A 20644-nucleotide genomic window follows, 5' to 3' on the forward strand; every position below is an offset into this window, starting at 1 on the left:
CACCTCCGATCGCCATGACCGAGTCTAGCTATTTCCGCGATCAATGCACTCTGTGCCACCATCAAGATCCGTCCAACCCCACTGGAAGACCCCAAAAGGAATCTTCCTGTATGCAAGGAGAGCGCGTGCTCACTGTCGGTGACCAGTTCCCCACGTTCGAGCTGACCGCCTGCGTCTCGCTGGAGAGCGGCAAGGAGTTCGAGCAGATCACCCACAAGTCCTACGAGGGCAAGTGGAAGGTCGTCTTCGCATGGCCCAAGGACTTCACCTTCGTCTGCCCGACCGAGATCGCCGCCTTCGGCAAGCTGAACGACGAGTTCGCCGACCGCGACGCCCAGATCCTCGGCTTCTCCGGCGACTCCGAGTTCGTCCACCACGCCTGGCGCAAGGACCACGCCGACCTGCGTGACCTGCCCTTCCCGATGATGGCCGACTCCAAGCACGAGCTGATGCGCGACCTGGGCATCGAGGGCGAGGACGGCTTCGCGCAGCGCGCCGTCTTCATCGTCGACCCGAACAACGAGATCCAGTTCACCATGGTGACCGCGGGCTCCGTCGGCCGTAACCCCAAGGAGGTCCTGCGGGTCCTCGACGCCCTGCAGACCGACGAGCTGTGCCCCTGCAACTGGAGCAAGGGCGAGGACACCCTCGACGCGGTCAAGCTCCTGGCCGGTGAGTGAGCATGGCCCTCGATGAGCTGAAGGCCGCCATACCGGACTTCGCCAAGGACCTGAAGCTGAACCTCGGCTCGGTGATCGGCAACAGCGAGCTGCCGCAGCAGCAGCTCTGGGGCACGGTCCTGGCCTGCGCGATCGCCTCGCGCTCGCCGAAGGTGCTGCGGGAGCTGGAGCCGGAGGCCAAGGCCAACCTGAAGCCGGAGGCGTACACCGCCGCCAAGTCCGCCGCCGCGGTCATGGCGATGAACAACGTCTTCTACCGGACGCGCCATCTGCTCTCCGACCCGGAGTACGCGAACCTGCGCGCCGGTCTGCGGATGAACGTCATCGGCAACCCGGGCGTGGAGAAGGTCGACTTCGAGCTGTGGTCGCTCGCCGTCTCCGCGATCAACGGCTGCGGCCAGTGCCTGGACTCGCACGAGCAGGTGCTGCGCAAGGCGGGCGTGGACCGCGAGACGATCCAGGAGGCCGTGAAGATCGCCGCGGTGATCCAGGCGGTCGGCACGACGCTGGACGCCGAGGCGACGCTGGCCGAGTGACACCCGCGTAGGCCCACGACGCGTACGACGATGGCCCCGCCGACTTCGGGTCGGCGGGGCCGTCGTGCGGCATGGGCTACGCGGGGCGCTTGAGGCGCTCCATCAGGGCCTTCATATCGTCCACCAGGAGCTTCTCGATCCCGATCGTGGAGAGATCGGGTCGCATCTCCCCGCTCTCGGCGTAGCCGGGAGAGACCGAGAGCGAGAGCCTGGCCTGACCATCCAGCACCACCAGCGACCGTGCGTCCGCTCCGTCAGACAGCAGATGCGCCCGTTCGCCCAACCCCTCGATCTTCTTCGCCGACGGTTTCTCCCCGATGAACAGGTCCAGCGGCGCGGCCACGGTCGCCTCGAACTCGGTTTCCGGATCTGCCTTCTTGTGCAGCTCGTAGGTGACACTCGCCGAGGGCGTCATGTCGTAGGTGTTGCCGTCCTCGTCCACCATCGGCTCATAGTCCGCAGGTCGCAGCTCGAGGTGGCACATCGCACGGTCCAGGACCCGGTGCTCGGCCGACTGGGGAGACGCCCCCGCTATCTGCCCCAGCGCGCCGGTCAGCGCCGACAGCTCCGCCTCCTCGCAGAGGTTCTCCGTCGCCCGGTAGCCGCCGAGATCGGGCCCCATCCGGTCGTACGCGTACAGTCCCCCCGCCCACAGCGCGGACGCGCCCACCGCGCCGGCGAGCGCCCACACCCACGGCGGCATGCGGCGCACCGGCCGTTCCGCGTCCATCGTCTCGCGGTCCGCGCCGGCGGACTCCCGATGCTCGCCCGGCAGCTCGGCCTGGCCGTACCCGTCCTCGCTGACCAGCTCCGGTTCGGATATCACTTCCGCTCCCCCTCTCCTCCCTCTTCCCCCTGGTCTCTCCCGCCGGGCACCGGCGGGGCGACCGGAGCGATCGCCAGCGCGGTCGCTCCATGCGGGGGCGGCATCACGCGCAGCGCCTGTTCCTTGCTGTATGCCCGCAGATAGCCGACGGCCGTGTTGGCGACGGCGACCAGGGGCACCGCCACCACCGCGCCGCCGATGCCGGCGGTGAGGCCGCCCACGGCGACGGCGAGGACGACGGCGAGCGGATGGACCCGCACCGCGCGGCCGAGGATGAACGGCTGCAGCACATGACCTTCGATCTGCTGCACGGCGAGTACCACGACCAGCACCATCAGCGCGGTGAACACGCCTTGGGTGACCAGGCCGACGACGACCGCGAGCGCTCCGGAGATCACTGCGCCGACGAGCGGGATGAAGGCGAAGAGGAAGATGAAGACGGCGAGCGGCACCGCCATCGGGACGTCGAGGAAGTAGATGCCGAGGCCGATGAAGATGGCGTCGATCAGCGCCACGAGCACCGTGCCGCGCACATAGGCGGTCAGGGTGCGCCAGGCGCGCGGGCCGGCCCCGGCGACGCCTTCCCTGGCCTGTGCGGGCACCAGTTTCAGCGTCCAGTTCCAGATGCGCCTGCCGTCGTAGAGCAGGAAGAGCGTGGAGAACATCGCGAGCAGGATGCCGGTGAGGATCTCCACCATGACGGTCACACCCTGGAGACCCGCGGAAGTGATCTCCTCGGTGTTGGTGCCGATGGTCTGGCTCAGGTTCTCCGCGATGTCGTTGATCTGCTGCTCGGTGACATGGAAAGGGCTGTCCAGCAGCCAGCGTTTGAGCTCCTCGATGCCGTCCCTGACCCGGTCGGAGAGGTTGTCGAGGTTGTCCATGACCTGCCAGACCACAAACCAGCCGACGAGACCCATGATCACGAAGCCGGAGATCGCGGTGACCGCGGTGGCGAGTCCGCGCGGCAGCCCCAGCTTCTTCAGCCGGGCCACGGTGGGCTGGAGGAGGGCGGTCACCAGGAGTGCGGCGACGAAGGCGAGCACCACAAGCTGCACGGCGCTGATGACCCGCATCAGCACCCAGACCGTGCCGGCGAGGACGAGCAGCCGCCAGCCGGCCTCGGCCGCGACCCGCATGCCCCACGGGATGGCCGCGACCGGATCGCGCCGGGCGGCGACGGCGGGCGCGTACAAGGGCGGCGGCGGAACGCTCCCGGGGACGGCGGGCAGACCGGCCGCGCCGGCGGCTCCCGCACCCGGGGCTTCGGGGGTTCCGCCGGCGGGCCCGGCGGTGGCGTCAGCCCCGGGGGCGGCCGGGAGTTCGTCGCCCGTCGCCTGCTTGCGGCGCTCTTCCAAGCGCTCCGCGGCCCGGGTCAGCCCCGCGCCCACCCGGCTGAGCCAGCCTGGCACTCTCGACATGCTCTTTCCTCATTCCCCCGACCACTCCCCCGGGTCATCCGGACCGACCGTACACGCACCGAGCCCCCCACCGGAGAGCGGCGGGGGGCTCGATGAGGTCGGACGTCGGGTTGGCCCCGGCGGTCTAGTACCAGTGGTTGGCCTGCCAGAACGACCAGGCGCCGCAAGGGCTGCCGTAGCGCTCGTTCATGTAGTTGAGGCCCCACTTGATCTGGGTGGCGGGGTTGGTGCGCCAGTCGGCGCCCGCCGAGGACATCTTGGAGCCCGGGAGCGCCTGGACGAGGCCGTACGCGCCCGAGGAGGGGTTCTGCGCCGTGTAGTTCCAGCTCGACTCGCGGCTCACTATGTTGCTGAAGCACTGGAACTGGTCGCCGGGGATCATCTGGCGCGCCATCGCCTGGACCTCGGCGACCGTGTAGGAGGACTGCGTCGTGAAGCTGGAGGCGTCACGCGTGGCGCTGCGGCTGGCGCGCTGGGTGGCGGCAGCCTCTTCCTCCTCCTTCTCCTTGCGCTCGCGTTCGGCCTGCTCCGCCGCTTCGACGGCTTCGGCCTTCTTCGCCTTGGCGGTCTCGGCGGCCTTGAGGCGGGCCGCTTCCTCTGCCGACTTCTTCGCCGCGGCCTCCGCGGCGGCGGCCTGAGCCTGCGCCTGCTGCGTCAGGGACGAGACCTGCACCTGGGCCTGCTCGCCCATCGGGATGTCTGCGAGCAGAGTCGTGTCGGCCGCGGTCGCCTCGAGGTTGTCACCGTTGTTCGAGGCCGCGCTGTTACCCGACGCGACGCCCACGACGGCGCCGACGGTGGTGACCGCAGTGGCCGACGCCACCGCGAATCCCCGAACCGAGATCCGGCTCACACGGTTTCCTTCCAGCATCGCCCACATGAGTGACCTCGCGGGCGCAATCGTGCCCCTGGCACTGGCCTCCCCTTGCTTGGGTCACGGGAGGCACGGGCCCGGCGGGCAACTCCCGCATGGGAGTGTGCCGCATGGTACTCGCGGGCGGCATGCAACGGAACAGGTTCTTGAGTTGTGTGGTGCCGTACACCTCTGAGGGTGCGGATGTGTCGCATGCGGGGCCTGACGGAAGCAAGACTCTGCCGGAAGCAGATACCGCAAGGCAATTCTTCGTTGCGTGTGAAAGCTCACACCCCGTTTACAGCTGGGGTTTTGCGGAAACGCCGGACAGCTCAACGCCGCCCGGCTACGCTTTCGCGCTCTACCGGGCGGCGTTGGCGATGACTTCAACTATTGCGCCCCGTACGCCCCTTTCAGACCCTACGGGACCCTGGGCCGGATCTGTCAGATCTTTCCGTCTTCGAGCATTTCGGTCACCAGTGCGGCGATCTGCGAGCGCTCGGAGCGGGTGAGGGTGACATGCGCGAAGAGCGGATGCCCCTTCAGCTTCTCGACGACGGCGACGACTCCGTCATACCTGCCGACCCTCAGATTGTCCCGCTGGGCGACGTCATGGGTCAGAACGACCCGGGAATCGGCCCCGATACGGGACAGAACGGTCAGGAGCACATTCCGCTCGAGGGACTGGGCCTCGTCGACGATGACGAAGGCGTCATGGAGGGAGCGGCCCCGGATATGGGTGAGCGGCAGGACCTCGAGCATGCCGCGCCCCAGAACCTCCTCGATCACCTCACGGCCCGCGACCGCGGAGAGCGTGTCGAAGACCGCCTGCGCCCAGGGGCTCATCTTCTCCGCCTCGGTGCCCGGCAGATAGCCGAGCTCCTGGCCGCCGACCGCGTAGAGCGGGCGGAAGACCATCACCTTCTGGTGCTGCCTGCGCTCCAGCACCGCCTCCAGGCCGGCGCAGAGCGCGAGCGCCGACTTGCCGGTGCCGGCCCGGCCGCCCAGCGAGACGATGCCCACCTCGTCGTCCAGCAGCAGATCGAGGGCGATGCGCTGCTCGGCGCTGCGGCCGTGGATGCCGAAGGCCTCGCGGTCGCCGCGCACAAGCCGCACATTGCCCTCGGGTGAGACGCGCCCGAGGGCCTTGCCCCGCTCGGACTGCAGGACCAGACCGGTGTGCACCGGCAGATCCGCCGCCTCGGGGACGTACAGCGACTCCTCCGCGTACAGCAGGTCGACCTGCTCGCCGCTCAGGGGCAGTTCCGCCATGCCCGTCCAGCCGGAGTCGGTGATGGCCAGCTCCGCGCGGTACTCCTCGGCCAGCAGGCCGACGGACGACGCCTTGATGCGCAGCGGCAGGTCCTTCGAGACGACCGTGACGTCATACCCCTCGGCCTGCAGATTGCGGGCCACCGCCAGAATCCGCGAGTCGTTGTCCCCCAGCCTGAAGCCGGCCGGGAGCACACCGGGGTCGGAGTGGTTGAGCTCGACGCGCAGCGTGCCGCCCAGGTCGCCCATGGGGATGGGGGCGTCCAGGCGGCCGTACCGCACCCGGCAGTCGTCCAGCAGGCGCAGCGCCTGGCGGGCGAAGTAGCCGAGTTCGGGATGGTGCCTCTTGGCCTCCAGCTCTGTGATCACCACGATCGGGAGCACGACCTCGTGCTCATCGAAGCGGGTCAGGGCGCTCGGGTCGGCCAGCAGGACGCTGGTGTCGAGAACGTAGGTGCGCCGGTCGGGCAGGCGGCGCTTTGTGCTGTTCACCACGGAAGGACAGACCCCCTCTATAGAGGCGCATGAGGTCGGGGTGCGACGCGTCGCGGGCGAGTGGGCCGGGCTCAGGCCGCGATGCGCGGGCCGAACGCCGGCCCTCCGCGCAGTCTGCACATGGGGTGCAGTCCTTCGTGTGCAAAGGGCCTCCCGGGTGAGCGGTCTCGGCCGCTCACTGAGATACGACGTCCGTGGATCGGACGTCGACCTGGAAGGGATATTCCCTCGAACAAGCGCTGGCATGCCCCGGCGTAGGCCGACGCGGGCATGAACTGCCGATGACCTTCGGCCAGGCGGACCCGGACGGGTGCGAACGGGTCCGGACTCGTCCGGACGGGGCGAAGCGAAGTGCGGCGGGGCGAGGCGGGGCGAGAGGCGTGACGTGCCCGGGGGCCGAAGGCCGTCTCAGGTGCCGTAGCGGCGGTGGCGGGCCGCGTAGTCGCGCAGGGCCCGCAGGAAGTCGACCTTGCGGAACGCGGGCCAGAAGACTTCGCAGAAGTAGTACTCGGAGTGGGCGCTCTGCCAGAGCATGAATCCGGACAGCCGCTGCTCGCCGCTGGTGCGGATGACGAGGTCGGGGTCGGGCTGGCCTCGGGTGTAGAGGTGCTCGGCGATGAGGTCGATGTCGACGGTCTCGGCGAGCTCCTCGAAGCTGGTGCCCTTCGCCGCGTGCTCCAGCAGCAGGGAGCGGACCGCGTCGGCGATCTCCTGGCGGCCGCCGTAGCCCACGGCGACGTTGACGAGTATGCCCGTATTGCCCAGAGTGACCTGCTCGGCCTCCTTCAGCACCGACTGGGTCCGGGCGGGCAGCAGATCGAGGCCTCCGACGTGGTGCACACGCCAGCGGCCGTCGGCGGCCAGGTCGCGCACCGCCTGCTCGATGATGCCGAGCAGCGGCACGAGCTGGTCGTCGGGGCGGTCGAGGTTGTCGGTCGACAGCATCCAGAGGGTGACGACCTCGACGTCGGTCTCGGCACACCAGCCGAGCAGCTCCTGAATCTTGCTGGCGCCGGCCTGGTGACCCTGCTCGGGCGAGCCGCCCGCCGCCTTCGCCCAGCGGCGGTTGCCGTCCAGGATGACGCCGATGTGCTTGGGCACCTGGGCGTGGTCGAGGCGACCCTCCACCCGGCGTGCGTAGAGCCCGTACACCAGGTCGCGCAAGTTCACTGAGTCCACCTCTCGGTTCCTGTCCGGGGGCCGCCGCCCCCGGGACACGGGGTGGGGTCGCAAGGCCGGGGCCGGGGCCGGGGGCCCGCCGAGGCCGGGGCCCAAGGCCGCCAATGTACTGCGCGCGGCCCACGGCGGCCCAACTCGGTCTGTCACAAGTCCGTGATAAGGAGAGATGCGTGACTGATTCTCTTCGTTCTTCCCACCCTTCACTCCCCGCACACCAGTACCGGGGAGCAGAGCACCGCTACGACGCGATGGAATACCGGCGTACGGGCCGCTCCGGGCTCAGGCTCCCGGCGATCTCGCTCGGGCTGTGGCACAACTTCGGCGACGACCGCGCACTCGACTCGCAGCGCGCGATACTGCGGCGCGCTTTCGACCTGGGTGTCACCCACTTCGACCTGGCCAACAACTACGGTCCGCCGGCCGGCTCCGCGGAGCTGAACTTCGGCAAGATCTTTGCTCAGGATTTCACCCAGTACCGTGATGAATTGATTATCTCCACCAAAGCGGGATATCTCATGCATCCCGGCCCGTACGGGGAGTGGGGCTCGCGCAAGTACCTGCTCTCCTCGCTCGACGCCTCCCTGAAGCGGATGGGCCTGGACTACGTCGACATCTTCTACTCGCACCGCTTCGACCCGGACACCCCGCTCGAGGAGACGATGGGGGCGCTGGCCTCCGCCGTCCAGCAGGGCAAGGCTCTGTACGCGGGCGTCTCCTCGTACAACGCCGAGCAGACCGGGCAGGCGGCAGCACTGCTGAAGGAGATGGGCGTCCCCGCACTGATCCACCAGCCCTCCTACTCGATGATCAACCGCTGGACCGAGGACGACGGGCTGCTCGACGCGCTGGAGGGCGCGGGCATGGGCTGCATCGCCTTCGCCCCGCTGGCGCAGGGCCTGCTCACCGGCAAGTATCTGAAGGGCATCCCGGAGGGCTCGCGGGCCGCCCAGGGCAAGTCCCTGGACCCGAACCTGCTCTCGGAGGACGTGCTGCGGCGACTGCACGGCCTCAACGACATCGCGGCCGCGCGCGGCCAGTCCCTGGCGCAGCTGGCGCTGACATGGGTGCTGCGGGACCCGCGGATGACGTCGGCGCTGATCGGCGCGTCCAGTGTGCAGCAGCTCGAGGAGAACGTCGCGGCGCTGAGCGGGGCGCCGCTGAGCCCGGAGGAGCTCAAGGCGATCGACGTCTTCGCGATCGACACCGAGGGCACGAACATCTGGGCCCGGCGGGGCTGAGGAAGCAGACCGCGGGCGTCGGCTGCGGGCGAAGAAAAACGGGCCGGTCCGTGGGGGGGATACGGACCGGCCCGAGGGGGGGTTTCCACCATAACCCTTCGTAAGTGCCGACGCACGCCACTGCGCGCCACAATTACGCTCCGAATGCGGCATTCAGCGGTCCCTGCACTCCTTTCGCCCCGCAGTACGACGGAATCCGCAGCCACTGAGCCACTGGCGGAGCCAGACGGCCGCATGCACGGCGCCGCTCCCACGGGGGACCCTGTCAACGGCGCACGAACTTGACGGAGCGCCACCGGATGCCGTGACGCACAGTCAAGCTGCGGTTTCCGTCGTCTCCGTGTCCAGCCGTCAGGATCCGGTACCTGGCGCGATTGTCAGCGGCGACCGCCATCATGAAGCCATGGCCAATCCGCACCTGACCACCGGCAGCGTCTGGCGGCTCCACCACGGCGACCGGGAGACGGCACGGCTGACCGTGACCGGAACCGACATGCCGTGGGTCCATGCCGACGTCGAGACCCTGCCAGGCTTCGAGGAGTTCCGCCCTGTCTTCGCCGAGCAGGAGCAGGCCGCGGACGAGGAGGACTGGGAGCGGGCCGACGCCTGCTACGCCCGGATCCGCGCCGCGCTGACCATGACGTTCCCCGACGGCCGCCCGGTCGCCGAGTTCATGCTGCACATCCACGGCGACGGCACGGCCGGCTGGCGCTGGCACGACGAGCCCTTCGACGCGCCGACCCCGTGAGCTGCGGGGCCGGTGAGCTGCGGGGCCCGTGAGCTGCGGGGCCCGTGAAGTGCAGGCCCGTGGGGCGCAGGCCCCGTGAGCTGCGGGCCCGGTGAGGCGCGGGCCCCCGTGGGGCGCGGGCCCCCGTGAGGGGCGGGCCCCGTTGGGCGCGGGACCGGCGGCCGGGAAGCCCGTCAGGGCGCCGCCGCAGCGGGCACCGCGCCCAGCAGCAGCCCCCCGAAGGCCCCCAGGAGCATGAACGGCCCGAAGGGGATCGCGCTCTTGCGGGTGGCGCGGCGCAGCGCGATCAGAGCGAGGCCGTAGAGCGATCCGAGCAGAAACCCCGCGAAGGCCCCGGCGAACAGCACCGCCCAGCCGTACCAGCCGAGCGCCGTCCCCACGGCGACCGCGAGCTTGACGTCGCCGAAGCCGAGCCCCCGGGGATGGAGCAGGAACAGCGCGAGATAGCCGCCCCCGAGAGCCGCCCCGCCCAGCAGCGCGCCGGTCCACGTCCCCGTGTGCCCGGGCAGCAGCGCCGCGGCCCCGAGCAGCAGTGCGACGGCGGCGGCGAGGGGCAGCGTCAGCAGATCGGGCAGCCGGTGGACGGCGAGGTCGACGAGGGCGAGCAGCACGGCGACCGGGACGAGCAGCAGCCATACGGCGAGCTCGGGACGGGGCCCGGTGGCGGCGGTCAGGGCCGTGCAGACGGCGGCGGTGAGGAAGGGCACGAGCCATCGGCTCCGTGCCGCCGTGTCTGCCCTGTCTGCCGTGTCTGCCGTGTCTGCCGTGTCGGCCGTGTCGGCCGTGTCGGCCGTGTCGGCCGTGTCGGCGGCCGTGTCGCAACTCCCGCACCCGGACCCGCCGATCCAGCCGCCGGCCGGTCCGGTGTACGTGTGTCCGAGAGGGCATCCGTCGCGCCATGCCTCTCCCGGCTCCACGGACAGCCGGTACGCGACACGGGGCACCAGCGCACCGGCGAGGGCGCCCCAGCACGCGGCGACGGCGATCAGCGTGGCGTACACGGCGGTGAGCGTAGCCGGTACGTTCCATGCCCATGGTCCGAAGATGGCACAACGCCCCCGCTCTGCTGAGGTTCCCGGACGCCGTCTCCCCCATACCGGTGGAGATCGCGGCGACATACGCCCGTCGGCGGAGAGGCCTGCTGGGCCGCGACGGCATCGAGGGAGCGATGCTGCTGACGCCGTGCAACAGCGTCCACACCTTCCGGATGCGCTTCCCGGTCGATGTCGCCTATCTGGACCGCGAGTTGCGGGTGGCAGCCCTGCACACCGTGCCGCCGGGCCGCCTCACCCGCCCCCGCCTGCGCGCCCGCCACGTCCTGGAGTCGGAGGCGGGCACGATGACGGAGTGGGGCCTGCGGGTGGGGGTACGCGTCTCGATCGAGCAGTGACGCGTCCTCCTCAGCGCGACAGCCTGCTCCTCGTACGGCGTACCGCAAAGCCCTCACACGGCAGCAGGGCCCAGGACTTGGTCCCCCGGTGCGGCGGTTGCGCCTCCTCCGTCCCCCAGTCGCCGCCGTGCTCCTCGGCCATGGCGTCCAGCAGCCACAGCGACCTGCGCCTCCGCTCCTCGCAGACGCTCACCGCGTCGGGATCGCGATGCCGTGGATGCTGGTCCCACAGCACGATCCGCAACGCCCCTGCCCGGTAGCGGACCGATACGTACAGGTCCTCCCCCGGCGTGAGCTTCGCTGCGGTCGCCACCAGCTCGGTCACGGCAAGCTGCGCGAGGTCCGCGTGCGGGGCGAGCCCGTGCGCGTGGAGCGCCGACCGGACCGTGTTCCGCACGATCGCGGCGCTGTGCGGCTCCCCGGGAACGGTGATGCTGCACGCCAGCCCGGCGGGCCGGGGCGCCTGGGGCGGCCGCGCGGCAAGGGGCGCGGCGGGGCAGCGGATGGGGCGGATCAGCGGCATGGCGAACTCCCTGGAGGAGGTGGACGGTTCGTTCGACTGCGATCGCCGCGGCGCGGATGAGCGGTGGCCTGTCTCCCTGACGCGGGCCGACCCCTCCCAGGGAAGGAGCCTGCGGGCAGGACCGCGTGATGCGCTTCCGTCTCATGTCGGTGAGCGCCGCATTACCTACCGTAGGGGCACACGGGCCAAATTTGCCCCTCCTCAGGGAAACTTAAGCCCTTTCGTGGGTGCATCGCACGCACACACGGCAGACTGCAATCGACCGCGTGCAGAGAGGACCGGCATGGCAGCGAGGACGTCGCCCACTGAGCGTCAGAAGCGACTGGGAGCCGAACTGCGCAAGATGCGCATGGCGGCGAACATCTCGGCCGAGGCCGCCGCAGCTCTCCTCGGCGTCGACCGGTCCAAGATCTCCAACATCGAGCAGGGCATCCGCGCGATCAGCGAAGAGCGGCTGCGCTCGCTTGCCACCGCGTGCGGATGTGCAGACGAGCGCTTCGTCGATGCGCTTGTGGACATGGCCCGACCCAACAAGCGTGGCTGGTGGGGCCGGTACCGGGGCATGCTCCCCCAAGCCCTCTTGGACATCGCCGAACTCGAGGCCTCGGCGGTCGGCATGCGAGCTGCGCACCTGATACACGTTCCTGGACTACTTCAGACCTCGGACCACGCACTTGCGCTCTTCCGCATCGTGATCCCCCGGCTACCCGAATCCGACATCGCGCTGAGGCTCGCGCATCGCGTCGAGCGACAGGAGATCCTTGAGAGGCCGGCCGCTCCGTCATACACGGCGATCATCCACGAGGCTGCACTGCGCATGCAGTTCGGCGGTCCCGGGGTGGCACGCGCCCAGCTTGAGCACTTGCTGAAGAAGTCCGAGCAGGACAACATCACGCTGCTCGCTCTGCCGTTCGCAGCGGGCGGCTTCCCCGGCGCCGGGCAGACTGTCGTCTACGCCGACGGACCGACGCGGGTCCTCGACACCGTACAGATCGACAACTCGCACGGCCCTGATTTCCTCTACAGGGAGTCACAGTTGGCGAAGTACCGTGCCCACCTGGACTGGATGGAGCGGATCGCACTCTCCCCCGGCGATTCACGCGACTTCATCCGCACCATTGCGCGCGACCTCTGAAGGGCTGATCCATGCCGGACATCATCTGGGAAGACCCGCTGTGCGGGGAGGGCAACTCCTGCTTTCGTCTGGGGACGGACGCCGGCGGCAACGGCTACATCGCCGTGCTCGGCGCAGAGGACAGATACATCACCGACAGCCTCGACGCCCTGCGGAACCTGATACGCGACATCAAGGCCGGCAAGGCGGACCACCTGCTCTGACCCGCCGCGCGCCCCGGCGACGGGCGAGCGCCGTCCACGCCGCCAGGAACAGCAGCAGCGCCGTGCCCGTGCCGATGCCGGCGACGGCGAGCGTGCGCATGAGGAGGGGCGAGCCTGCCGCCCCGTCGGCGGCACGGCCGTCGCTCGGTGCGCCGAGGCCCGACGCCCGCGGGTCGCCGTCGTAGTCGGGGCCCGGCTGCGGGTCGCCCGCGACCGTGAGGTGCAGGGTCACCGGGACCGCGCTCTGCACGGTGTCGTCGAGGCTGACGCGCACGTAGTACCAGCCGGCGAACCGCATCGCCCCGACGGCGGGGTCGACGGCCCCGCTCCGGTTGCCGTACGCGGCCGGGGCCGTGCCGAACGCGATGGCGGTCGGCTTGCCCGTGTAGTTCGCCTCCGCGCTGCGGACGAAGCCGCGCGCGGTGTTGAAGAGGGCGACCCGCATGCCGCCGCCCACCAAGGCGGCCCGGCTGCCCCTGGTCCCGGCGAACTCCGCGTCGACGAAGAGCTGCTGCCCCCAGGTGACGGGCACCCGGTAGAACCGGCTCTCCCCGGGGACCAGCTCATCGCGCCAGGCGCCGCTGTCGACGGTCGTCGCGTCGTTGAAGCCCGTGCCTCCCTGGACGGCCTCCGCCCCGGCGGAGGGCCGCCGCGGCATCTGCGTACTCCACGTGGACGGGGCCGACGGCGCAGCCGCCCCCGGCTTCAGCCCGGGCTCCGCTGCGACCCGGAGTTCGATGGGCCATCCCTCTGTCCCCGGCCCGCCGGCGCCGGGGCCGACCCACTCCACGGTGTAGACGTAGTCCCCGGCGCCCTGGCACTCACGCCCCGCGCCGACCAGCCGGCTGACGTAGTCACCAATGGGCCTGGCGGAACCGCCGCTGAAGGTGACGTCATTGCTCGGGCTGCAGTTCGCGCCGTCCTTGGACTGCAGTGAGATCCGGATGCCGTCCGAGAAGTCGATCCCGCTGTGCGGCGGAGGCGCGAGCACGGTCGACACATACGCGTCGGAGGAGTCGTCGAGCCGCACGCGGTAGAACTTCTTCTCACCCTTGCCGATGCGGTCCGTGTACGTCCCCCCGGGAACGAGCGGCGGCCCCTCGGTGCGTGAGGAACCTCCGCGGACGGACTGCGCCTCGGGAGCGGTCCGATACTCGGCCGTGCCACCGTGCGGTGTGTCGGCGAGCGACCTCGCCCCGGCGGGCCCTCCGGCCAGCAGCCCGAGAACCACGCCCCCGCAGAGCGCTGCCCCGAGTCCCCGCCCAGCCGCCCTGCCACCCCACATGGCTCCCTCTCTCAACTTCGTGTCCCGCGGCCCGGTCACAGTCTGCCGGACACCGTCTGCGACACGCGCTTGTGAAGCGAGTCACAGCAGCGGACCGTCACGGTTCACCGGTGTGCGGCGCCTCGATGGGCAGCCGACGAGCGGAGCCGCGTCGTGGAGGCAGGCTTCGTGGGGGCAGCCGACGGGAGGAGCCGCGTCGTGGGGACAGGCATTGTGGGAACACCGCGCTGACCGCCTCCGGGGCGGAGGCGCGCGACGGCCGCTTTGGGCGGTACCGGCCGTCGGCACAAACAGCAAAGGCAAGGAGCACCCGCTCCTTGCCACTCTCAACGTATAGCGCACGGGGGGCCTTGCGGCAAGACCCCCGTCGTGCCGCAGAATCGCCGCCCGATGCCAGAACCTGCGGAAACGGGGAATGTGATGATCGACGTGGTCGTGGTCGGCGGCGGGCCGACCGGCCTGATGCTGGCCGCCGAGTTGCGGCTGCACGGCGTACACGTGGTCGTACTGGAGAGGCTGACCCAGCAGACCGAGCAGTCCCGCGGACAGGGCCTGCATGCGCGCAGCGTCGAGGTGATGGACCAGCGGGGGCTGCTGGGCCGGTTCCTTGCGGTCAGTGAGAAGTTCCAGGTCGGCGGTCTCTTCGGCGGGATCCAGAAGCCGTGGCCGGACGGGCTGGACACGGCTCACCCGTACGGCCTCGCCACCCCGCAGCCGGTCACCGAGCGGCTGCTCAACGAGCGAGCCCTTGAACTCGGCGTCGAGATCCGACGCGGCTGCGAGGTCGTCGGGCTGAGCCAGGACGCGGGCGGAGCCGGAGCCGGGGCCGGGGCCGGGGTGACCCTGGAGCTGGCGGACGGCACACGGCTGCGCTCGCGCTACGCCGTCGGCTGCGACGGCGGCCGCAGTACGGTGCGCAGGCAGCTCGGCGTGGGCTTCCCCGGCGAGCCTGCCAAGGTCGAGACGCTGCTGGGCGAAATGGAGCTGACCGAGGATCCGACGGCGGTCGCCGCCGTCGTCGCCGAGGTCCGCAAGACCCAACTGCGGTTCGGCGCCGCGCCCCTCGGGGACGGGATGTACCGCGTCATCGTCCCCGCCGAAGGCGTGGCCGAGGACCGTGCGACCGCGCCGAGCCTCGAGGAGTTCAGGCAGCAGCTGCGGGCCGTCGCGGGCACCGACTTCGGTGCGCACTCGCCGCGCTGGCTCTCCCGCTTCGGCGACGCCACCCGGCAGGCCGAGCGCTACCGGGTCGGCCGGGTGCTGCTGGCCGGCGACGCGGCCCACATCCACCCGCCGACCGGCGGGCAGGGCCTCAACCTCGGCGTCCAGGATGCCTTCAACCTCGGCTGGAAACTGGCCGCCGAGGTGGACGGCTGGGCGCCGGAAGGGCTGCTGGACAGCTACCACACCGAGCGCCACCCGGTGGGCGCCCGCGTACTGGACAACACCCGTGCGCAGATCGCCCTGCTGGGGACCGACCCGGGTGCGACCGCGCTGCGGGAGCTGTTCTCGAAGCTGATGGACTTCGAGGAAGTGAACCGGTACGTGACCGAGATGATCACCGCAGTCGGGGTCCGCTACGACTTCGGCGACGGCCACCAACTCCTCGGCCGCCGCCTGCGGGACGTCAAGCTCAAGCAGGGCCGCCTCTATGAACTGATGCACCACGCCCGCGGCCTGCTGCTCGACCAGACCGGCCGGCTCTCGGTGGAGGGCTGGGCGGATCGCGTCGACCACGTCGTCGACACCAGCGAGGACCTGGACGAACTGGACGCACCCGCGGTGCTGCTGCGACCGGACGGCCACGTCGCATGGGTGGGCGAAGACCAGCAGGAGCTGCTCGTCCACCTGCGGAAGTGGTTCGGCGCGTCCGCCGGCTGAACGACGCACGGGGCCGCTCTGCTCCGAGGAAGGCCACCGGTTCGCCGTGCTGCTGCCCGAGCGGACGGCTTGCGTCCCGGACCGACCGCCGGACTGCCACCGCCCCCGTATCAGCAACCGGATGGCTACCAGGCGGCCGGGCCGGTCTTGTCGAAGAAGCCGCCGGTCGGACCGTCGGCGCCGATCAAGGCCATGCGGACGACGGTCTCCGCCCCCTCTTCGACGGTCTGCGCGCCTCGGTGACCGTTGAGGTCGGTGGCGGTGTAGCCGGGGTCGACGGCATTGAACCGGATGGCGGGGCATGCCTTGGCGTACTGCGAGGTGACCATCACCAGTGCGGTCTTCGACGAGTTGTAGTCCAGCACCGTCACCTGGGACTCCAACCGGTTGGGGTCGGTGGTCGCCGCCAGCGATCCCAGACCGCTGCTGACGTTGACGACGACCGGGGCGTCGCTTGCCTCCAGCAGTGGCAGGAAGGCATGCGTGACGCGCACGGCGCCGAAGACGTTCGTGTCGTACGTGGTCATCATGTCGGCCCCGGTGACGTCGCCGACCCGACCGAGCTTGCCCGCGCCCGCGATCCCGGCATTGTTGACCAGGACATCGAGGCGGCCGCCGGTCTCCGCACGGACGAACTCGGCGGCGGCCTTGACGGAATCCTCGTCGGTGACGTCGAGCTGAACGAAGCGGGCGCCGAGCCGCGAGGCCGCCTCCCGGCCGCGGTGGACATCGCGTGCCCCGACGTAGACGGTGTGTCCGGCCTCGATCAGCCGACGGGCCGTCTCAAAGCCGAGGCCCTTGTTCGCTCCCGTGATCAGTGTGGTGGTCATGGCGTTTCACTCCGATGATCGGTGGGGTGGAGACGCCTCCACCCTCCTTGCGCCACGGACGCATAGACAGGGCCCGCTGTTGCCTGTGGACTGCCAGTACCAGGCTGTCGAGGAGAGGCGGACGGATACTGGGGCCATGAGCGGATCCAGGGAACTGGGCAGGGCCCTGCGCGGCTGGCGCGACCGTACGCCCCCCGCCGCGGTGGGAGTGCCCGCCGGCGGAGTACGCCGGGCTGCCGGGCTGCGACGCGAGGAACTGGCGCAGCTCGCCGGACTCTCGGTGGATTACATCATCCGCCTGGAACAGGGCCGGGCCACCTGCCCGTCGGCACAGGTGCTGTCCGCGCTGGCCCGCGCCCTGCGGCTGTCGGCGGCCGAGAGCGAACACCTATATCTCCTCGCCGGCCAGCCACCGCCGAGCCCAAGGCAGGTGTCGGCCCACATCCCACCGGGCGTCCGAAGGCTGCTCGACCAGCTGGACGGCGCGCCGCTGAGCGTGTACGACGCAGCCTGGAACCTGATCCTGTGGAACCCCTTGTGGACCGCCTTGCTCGGGGACGCGTCCGCGCTACGCGGACGTGAGCGCAATGTCGCCTGGCGGCACTTCACCGGTCTGCCCAGCAGGGTCAGCCATACCCCTGGGCAACAGGCCCGCTTCGAGGCGGCCGTGGTCACCGATCTCAGGGCGGCGACCGCCCGCTACCCCGCCGATGCCGGCCTACACTCTCTGATCAAGGACCTGCGGGGCGTCAGCACCGGCTTCGCACGCCTGTGGGACACCGGAGCCGTGGGTGTCCACGAGACGCACACCAAGACCGTCCACCACCCCGAGGCGGGAACATTCACCCTCGACTGCGACGTGCTCACAGCTCCAGGCAGCGACCTGCGCATCGTCGCCTATACCGCCGCCCCCGGCAGCGACGCCGCCGACCGGCTGGGACTCCTCCACGTCATCGGCACCCAGGCCATGGCCGAAGACGGCATCCCGGAATAGCAGCCAGCGGCCGCACGCCGACCCCACGCCCTACGGCCCGTCACATCCGCCACCGGCGACGACCTGCCATCAACGGCCGGAAGCGGCCCCACGTTTTGCGCCTGATCATCGGGCGATCGCCATCGTTCCCCCTGGTCTACTGACCCGACTACTGGCCGTGCGTCGGGTACTGCTGCTGGTACGGGTTGTGTGCCACAGCCGGGATCACCTGGGCCCGGCGGCGGGAGCGGATCACGGAGAAGGTGACGGCAGCACCGATGAGGGCAGCCGCGCCGACGCCGAGTCCGATCCACAGTCCCGTGTTGGAGTCGTCACCCCCGTCAGCACTCGGGGCTGCCGCCTCCGTCTTGCTGTCGTCGGGCTGTGATCCTGCTGCCGGCTTGGAGGCGTCCGAAGCCGGCGACGGCGACTGGGCCGCGGTGAGGTCCGGCAGCGGATACTCATCGGCGGGCCCCGGGTCTCCGGGCTCCTGGAGAGCGCGGAGGGGACGTACAGCCCCGTAGCCGATGTGGTCGTTGCGCTCGTTACCGCTGGTGGGCCCGCTCACCGTGTTAAGCATCACACGAAGCACCTGGTTATTGGTCCACTCGGGATGCTTGGACCAGATGAGCGCGGCGGTAGCGGACGCGATGGCCGTGGCGTCACTGGTGCCATGCGACGTGCACAACCCCGTCTTGCCACCGCAGGCATGCACCATGTCCCAGCCTGGGGCGGATATGTCCACCTGCGGCCCGTACTGCGACTCCTCAGTTTTCTTCAGCTTCTGGTCGAGAGCACCAACACCGACGACACCAGGTGTAGCAGCCGGGTATTCGAGATCCGAGCTCCCATCGTTCCCGGTGCTTGCAAAGATCAGTGAACCTTCATCGATCGCATACTTAACGGCTGTAGTCAGCTCTGGGGAACCTCTGAACACTGACATCGAGATGTTGATGACCTTGGCATCCTGCCCAACTGCATACTTAATGGCCTCAGGAATGAGGTCGTTGAACTCCTCGACCTGGGATTCACGATTGGCCTCTCTACCCACGTCCGGAGTTCGGATGGGAAGGATCTTCACGCCGGGAGCAAGGCCGAAGGCACCATCTCCACCACCACTCCTACCCGTGCCTGCGATCAGGCCAGCCATGGCAGTACCGTGGCCTTCGGTATCCGTATGCTCGTCTCCTGGCGACTGGGGAGCTAGGTCCAGACCCTTGAGTACCTGGCCGCGCAGGTCCCCGTTGGTGGGGTCGACGCCGCTGTCGATGACGGCGACGGTCACGCCCTTGCCGGTGCTGATCTTCCAGATCTCCTCCGCCCCCATGGCATCCAAATGCCACTGCTGAGAACGGATCGACTCCGCATGCGCAGGCGTGGCCGCGATGCCCGCCAGCACCAACCCCAGGACCGCAGAGACCACAGCCCGACCACGGGCCCGACCAGTACCGGCAGGCATACGCATCCTCTTCGCTCGCCTCTCTCGGGGGCTCAGTCGATGACCGGGGGCGCAACCCGGCGCTGGTTCTGCTGCCAGGTCTCCTCATCCTCAGTCAGATAGTCCGGCCGCTGCCCATTGGCATCCTCACGCCGCGAACCGGCCCGCGACGACGAAGCCGGAGGCATCATGCCACCACGCACCCCCGCCGACTGACCAGCCCCGCCACCCGACACACCACCAGCACCGCCGCGCACCAGACCCGAACCACCCGGCGTGAACGGACGACCAGCCGCCACACCCGGCTGCGCCGGACGACCACCGACAACCCCGCCGGTCTCACCAGCAAGACGGCGACCGCCAACCACACCACTCTGACCCGCGCCCACACCGCCGCCAGCCGCACCCCCGCCACCATGCGCCATCGGAGGCCGACCGCCGTGCACACCCGACTCCGCACCGACCACCATCCCCCGCGGCAACCCTGTCGCCCCACGACCGGACTGCGCAGGCGGCACCGGACGACCACCCACCACACCCTCACGCGACACCCGACCCACAGGACCAGCCGAACCACTGCCGCCCACCGGCTGACCGGTCACAGGCGACACAGGAACACGACCACCACCGACACCAGGACGCAGACCACCAGCACCACCACCCTGCGACTTCACAGACCCACCACCCACAACCGGCGGCGCACCCGTCACCAACGGCGGCACACTCACATCAGACCGCCCCGAAGAGGGAGGAGTCGGCGNAACCGGCGGCGCACCCGTCACCAACGGCGGCACACTCACATCAGACCGCCCCGAAGAGGGAGGAGTCGGCGTCACAGTAGGAGCAGACGGAGCCGACTGCGCTGGCACAGCCACACTGTCAATCCCCAACAACACCGGCGACGAAGGCGCAGCACTGGCCCCCTCCGGCCGAACATATCCCACAGCAGGATCCGTCACGCTGGCACGCGTCACGAATGCCTGATGGCTTGCCGGACTCCCGGCGGTTGCTTGACTGTACGGCGCGCTTCCAGCGCCGCTTCCTGGCGCGGTGCTGCGAGTGAGGTCGCCATTCCGGCTATCGCGAACCTCCTCAGGCGGCACGAAGCGGTCCGGCGGTGGCTGGAACGTCGGCACCTCCTGCTTCGCCATCTGCGACGACGACTGCTGATACGACTGCGACAACTTCCGCATCTCCGCAGCCGCCTCAAGACGCTGACTCTCCTGCGACGCCGCAAGNGGCGGCACGAAGCGGTCCGGCGGTGGCTGGAACGTCGGCACCTCCTGCTTCGCCATCTGCGACGACGACTGCTGATACGACTGCGACAACTTCCGCATCTCCGCAGCCGCCTCAAGACGCTGACTCTCCTGCGACGCCGCAAGCGCCGCCTCAGCCTTCTCCTGCACCAACCTCGAATCAGGATCGTTCCGATACGCCTTCGCCGCATCCAGACTCTCCTGCGCCGACTCCTTCGACGTATACCGAGGAATCCCCGACTGCGCCGCCGCAATCGACGTCGCAGCCTCCTTCAACCACTTCGACGCCTCATCGCTGTAATCCGCCAGCCGATACGTCGCACCCGACAGACTCGCACCCCACTCCACAAACGCCTCAAAGCCCTCGCCCTGCCACTCCACCCGCTCAGGACGAAACTTCAACTGCAACGCAATCTTCCGGATCTCACCCGCAGCCCGAGCCAGCCGATCCCCCGCATCCCGCACATGAAAACTCGACGCCT

The 20644-nt window shown here is 69.8% G+C and carries 19 protein-coding genes; 9 read left to right on the forward strand and 10 right to left on the reverse strand.

What is annotated here, in order from left to right; translation table 11 throughout:
- The first annotated feature begins 125 nt into the window (after nt 1-125).
- On the forward strand, nt 126-680 hold the full coding sequence (locus QCN29_RS27285; RefSeq protein WP_240139316.1) for a peroxiredoxin: 555 nt from the start codon (nt 126-128) through the stop codon (nt 678-680).
- A gap of 2 nt (nt 681-682) precedes the next feature.
- Nucleotides 683-1216, forward strand: coding sequence for an alkyl hydroperoxide reductase (locus tag QCN29_RS27290; RefSeq protein WP_240139317.1), 534 nt, complete (start codon nt 683-685; stop codon nt 1214-1216).
- Between the two features lie 76 nt (nt 1217-1292).
- Here the strand turns inward: QCN29_RS27290 and QCN29_RS27295 are convergent, their stop codons facing one another.
- The 5 genes from QCN29_RS27295 to QCN29_RS27315 form a co-directional block, all read right to left on the reverse strand.
- Nucleotides 1293-2042, reverse strand: coding sequence for a hypothetical protein (locus QCN29_RS27295; RefSeq protein WP_279931468.1), 750 nt, complete (start codon nt 2040-2042; stop codon nt 1293-1295).
- Nucleotides 2039-3463 (reverse strand): AI-2E family transporter, encoded by a 1425-nt coding sequence (locus QCN29_RS27300; RefSeq protein ID WP_279931469.1) that lies wholly within the window; start codon nt 3461-3463, stop codon nt 2039-2041. The genes QCN29_RS27295 and QCN29_RS27300 overlap by 4 nt, the downstream gene beginning before the upstream one ends.
- Nucleotides 3464-3587: 124 nt before the next feature.
- A complete protein-coding gene (locus QCN29_RS27305; protein ID WP_279931470.1) occupies nt 3588-4316 on the reverse strand; it encodes an aggregation-promoting factor C-terminal-like domain-containing protein in 729 nt (242 codons plus the stop codon).
- 444 nt (nt 4317-4760) lie between these two features.
- Nucleotides 4761-6083 (reverse strand): PhoH family protein, encoded by a 1323-nt coding sequence (locus QCN29_RS27310; protein WP_279931471.1) that lies wholly within the window; start codon nt 6081-6083, stop codon nt 4761-4763.
- A 408-nt stretch (nt 6084-6491) separates the two neighbouring features.
- Nucleotides 6492-7253 carry an isoprenyl transferase gene (locus QCN29_RS27315; RefSeq protein WP_240139322.1) on the reverse strand — a complete coding sequence of 254 codons (762 nt, stop codon included), beginning with the start codon at nt 7251-7253 and terminating at the stop codon, nt 6492-6494.
- Nucleotides 7254-7432: 179 nt separating this feature from the next.
- Here QCN29_RS27315 and mgrA point away from each other — a divergent pair, with 179 nt between their 5' ends.
- Nucleotides 7433-8500, forward strand: a complete 1068-nt coding sequence (gene mgrA, locus QCN29_RS27320; protein WP_279931472.1) for an L-glyceraldehyde 3-phosphate reductase — start codon at nt 7433-7435, stop codon at nt 8498-8500.
- Between the two features lie 403 nt (nt 8501-8903).
- The gene (locus QCN29_RS27325; protein ID WP_279931473.1) at nt 8904-9248 is read left to right on the forward strand and encodes a hypothetical protein; all 345 of its coding nucleotides are present in this window, start codon (nt 8904-8906) and stop codon (nt 9246-9248) included.
- Nucleotides 9249-9421: 173 nt separating this feature from the next.
- On the opposite strand, the gene QCN29_RS27330 is transcribed toward QCN29_RS27325, so the two are convergent.
- Nucleotides 9422-10249: an A24 family peptidase gene (locus tag QCN29_RS27330; protein WP_279931474.1), complete on the reverse strand. Its 828-nt coding sequence runs from the start codon at nt 10247-10249 to the stop codon at nt 9422-9424.
- A 32-nt stretch (nt 10250-10281) separates the two neighbouring features.
- Between QCN29_RS27330 and QCN29_RS27335 the strand changes: the two genes are divergently transcribed.
- Complete coding sequence (locus tag QCN29_RS27335; protein WP_279931475.1) at nt 10282-10638, forward strand: DUF192 domain-containing protein; 357 nt, start codon at nt 10282-10284, stop codon at nt 10636-10638.
- Nucleotides 10639-10648: 10 nt separating this feature from the next.
- Here QCN29_RS27335 and QCN29_RS27340 read toward each other — a convergent pair whose 3' ends face one another.
- Nucleotides 10649-11161: an ATP-binding protein gene (locus QCN29_RS27340; protein ID WP_279931476.1), complete on the reverse strand. Its 513-nt coding sequence runs from the start codon at nt 11159-11161 to the stop codon at nt 10649-10651.
- A 283-nt stretch (nt 11162-11444) separates the two neighbouring features.
- On the opposite strand from QCN29_RS27340, the gene QCN29_RS27345 reads away from it, so the two are divergent.
- Nucleotides 11445-12296: a helix-turn-helix domain-containing protein gene (locus tag QCN29_RS27345; RefSeq protein ID WP_279931477.1), complete on the forward strand. Its 852-nt coding sequence runs from the start codon at nt 11445-11447 to the stop codon at nt 12294-12296.
- A gap of 11 nt (nt 12297-12307) precedes the next feature.
- The gene (locus QCN29_RS27350; RefSeq protein WP_279931478.1) at nt 12308-12499 is read left to right on the forward strand and encodes a hypothetical protein; all 192 of its coding nucleotides are present in this window, start codon (nt 12308-12310) and stop codon (nt 12497-12499) included.
- Here the strand turns inward: QCN29_RS27350 and QCN29_RS27355 are convergent.
- On the reverse strand, nt 12468-13730 hold the full coding sequence (locus tag QCN29_RS27355; protein WP_279931479.1) for an ATP-binding cassette domain-containing protein: 1263 nt from the start codon (nt 13728-13730) through the stop codon (nt 12468-12470). The two genes, QCN29_RS27350 and QCN29_RS27355, sit on opposite strands and share 32 nt — an antisense overlap.
- A 474-nt stretch (nt 13731-14204) precedes the next feature.
- Between QCN29_RS27355 and rox the strand changes: the two genes are divergently transcribed.
- On the forward strand, nt 14205-15665 hold the full coding sequence (rox, locus tag QCN29_RS27360; protein WP_279931487.1) for a rifampin monooxygenase: 1461 nt from the start codon (nt 14205-14207) through the stop codon (nt 15663-15665).
- A 125-nt stretch (nt 15666-15790) separates the two neighbouring features.
- Here rox and QCN29_RS27365 read toward each other — a convergent pair whose 3' ends face one another.
- Complete coding sequence (locus QCN29_RS27365) at nt 15791-16495, reverse strand: SDR family oxidoreductase (RefSeq protein ID WP_279931480.1); 705 nt, start codon at nt 16493-16495, stop codon at nt 15791-15793.
- Between the two features lie 136 nt (nt 16496-16631).
- On the opposite strand from QCN29_RS27365, the gene QCN29_RS27370 reads away from it, so the two are divergent.
- Entirely contained in the window at nt 16632-17489 is an 858-nt protein-coding gene (locus QCN29_RS27370) for a helix-turn-helix domain-containing protein (protein WP_279931481.1), read from the forward strand.
- A gap of 148 nt (nt 17490-17637) precedes the next feature.
- Here the strand turns inward: QCN29_RS27370 and mycP are convergent, their stop codons facing one another.
- Nucleotides 17638-18867: a type VII secretion-associated serine protease mycosin gene (mycP, locus tag QCN29_RS27375; protein ID WP_318036746.1), complete on the reverse strand. Its 1230-nt coding sequence runs from the start codon at nt 18865-18867 to the stop codon at nt 17638-17640.
- Between the last annotated feature and the right edge of the window lie 1777 nt (nt 18868-20644).

Source organism: Streptomyces chengmaiensis (assembly GCF_029846775.1).
Taxonomy (GTDB): domain Bacteria; phylum Actinomycetota; class Actinomycetes; order Streptomycetales; family Streptomycetaceae; genus Streptomyces; species Streptomyces chengmaiensis.

What these genes read in the sequence shown, in the direction of transcription:
- QCN29_RS27290 (WP_240139317.1), top strand. Translation starts at nt 683, where the DNA reads ATGGCCCTCGATGAGCTGAAGGCCGCCATACCGGACTTCGCCAAGGAC.
- QCN29_RS27300 (WP_279931469.1), bottom strand. Translation starts at nt 3,463, where the DNA reads ATGTCGAGAGTGCCAGGCTGGCTCAGCCGGGTGGGCGCGGGGCTGACC.
- QCN29_RS27325 (WP_279931473.1), top strand. Translation starts at nt 8,904, where the DNA reads ATGGCCAATCCGCACCTGACCACCGGCAGCGTCTGGCGGCTCCACCAC.
- QCN29_RS27335 (WP_279931475.1), top strand. Translation starts at nt 10,282, where the DNA reads ATGGTCCGAAGATGGCACAACGCCCCCGCTCTGCTGAGGTTCCCGGAC.
- QCN29_RS27340 (WP_279931476.1), bottom strand. Translation starts at nt 11,161, where the DNA reads ATGCCGCTGATCCGCCCCATCCGCTGCCCCGCCGCGCCCCTTGCCGCG.
- QCN29_RS27345 (WP_279931477.1), top strand. Translation starts at nt 11,445, where the DNA reads ATGGCAGCGAGGACGTCGCCCACTGAGCGTCAGAAGCGACTGGGAGCC.
- QCN29_RS27350 (WP_279931478.1), top strand. Translation starts at nt 12,308, where the DNA reads ATGCCGGACATCATCTGGGAAGACCCGCTGTGCGGGGAGGGCAACTCC.
- rox (WP_279931487.1), top strand. Translation starts at nt 14,205, where the DNA reads ATGATCGACGTGGTCGTGGTCGGCGGCGGGCCGACCGGCCTGATGCTG.
- QCN29_RS27365 (WP_279931480.1), bottom strand. Translation starts at nt 16,495, where the DNA reads ATGACCACCACACTGATCACGGGAGCGAACAAGGGCCTCGGCTTTGAG.
- QCN29_RS27370 (WP_279931481.1), top strand. Translation starts at nt 16,632, where the DNA reads ATGAGCGGATCCAGGGAACTGGGCAGGGCCCTGCGCGGCTGGCGCGAC.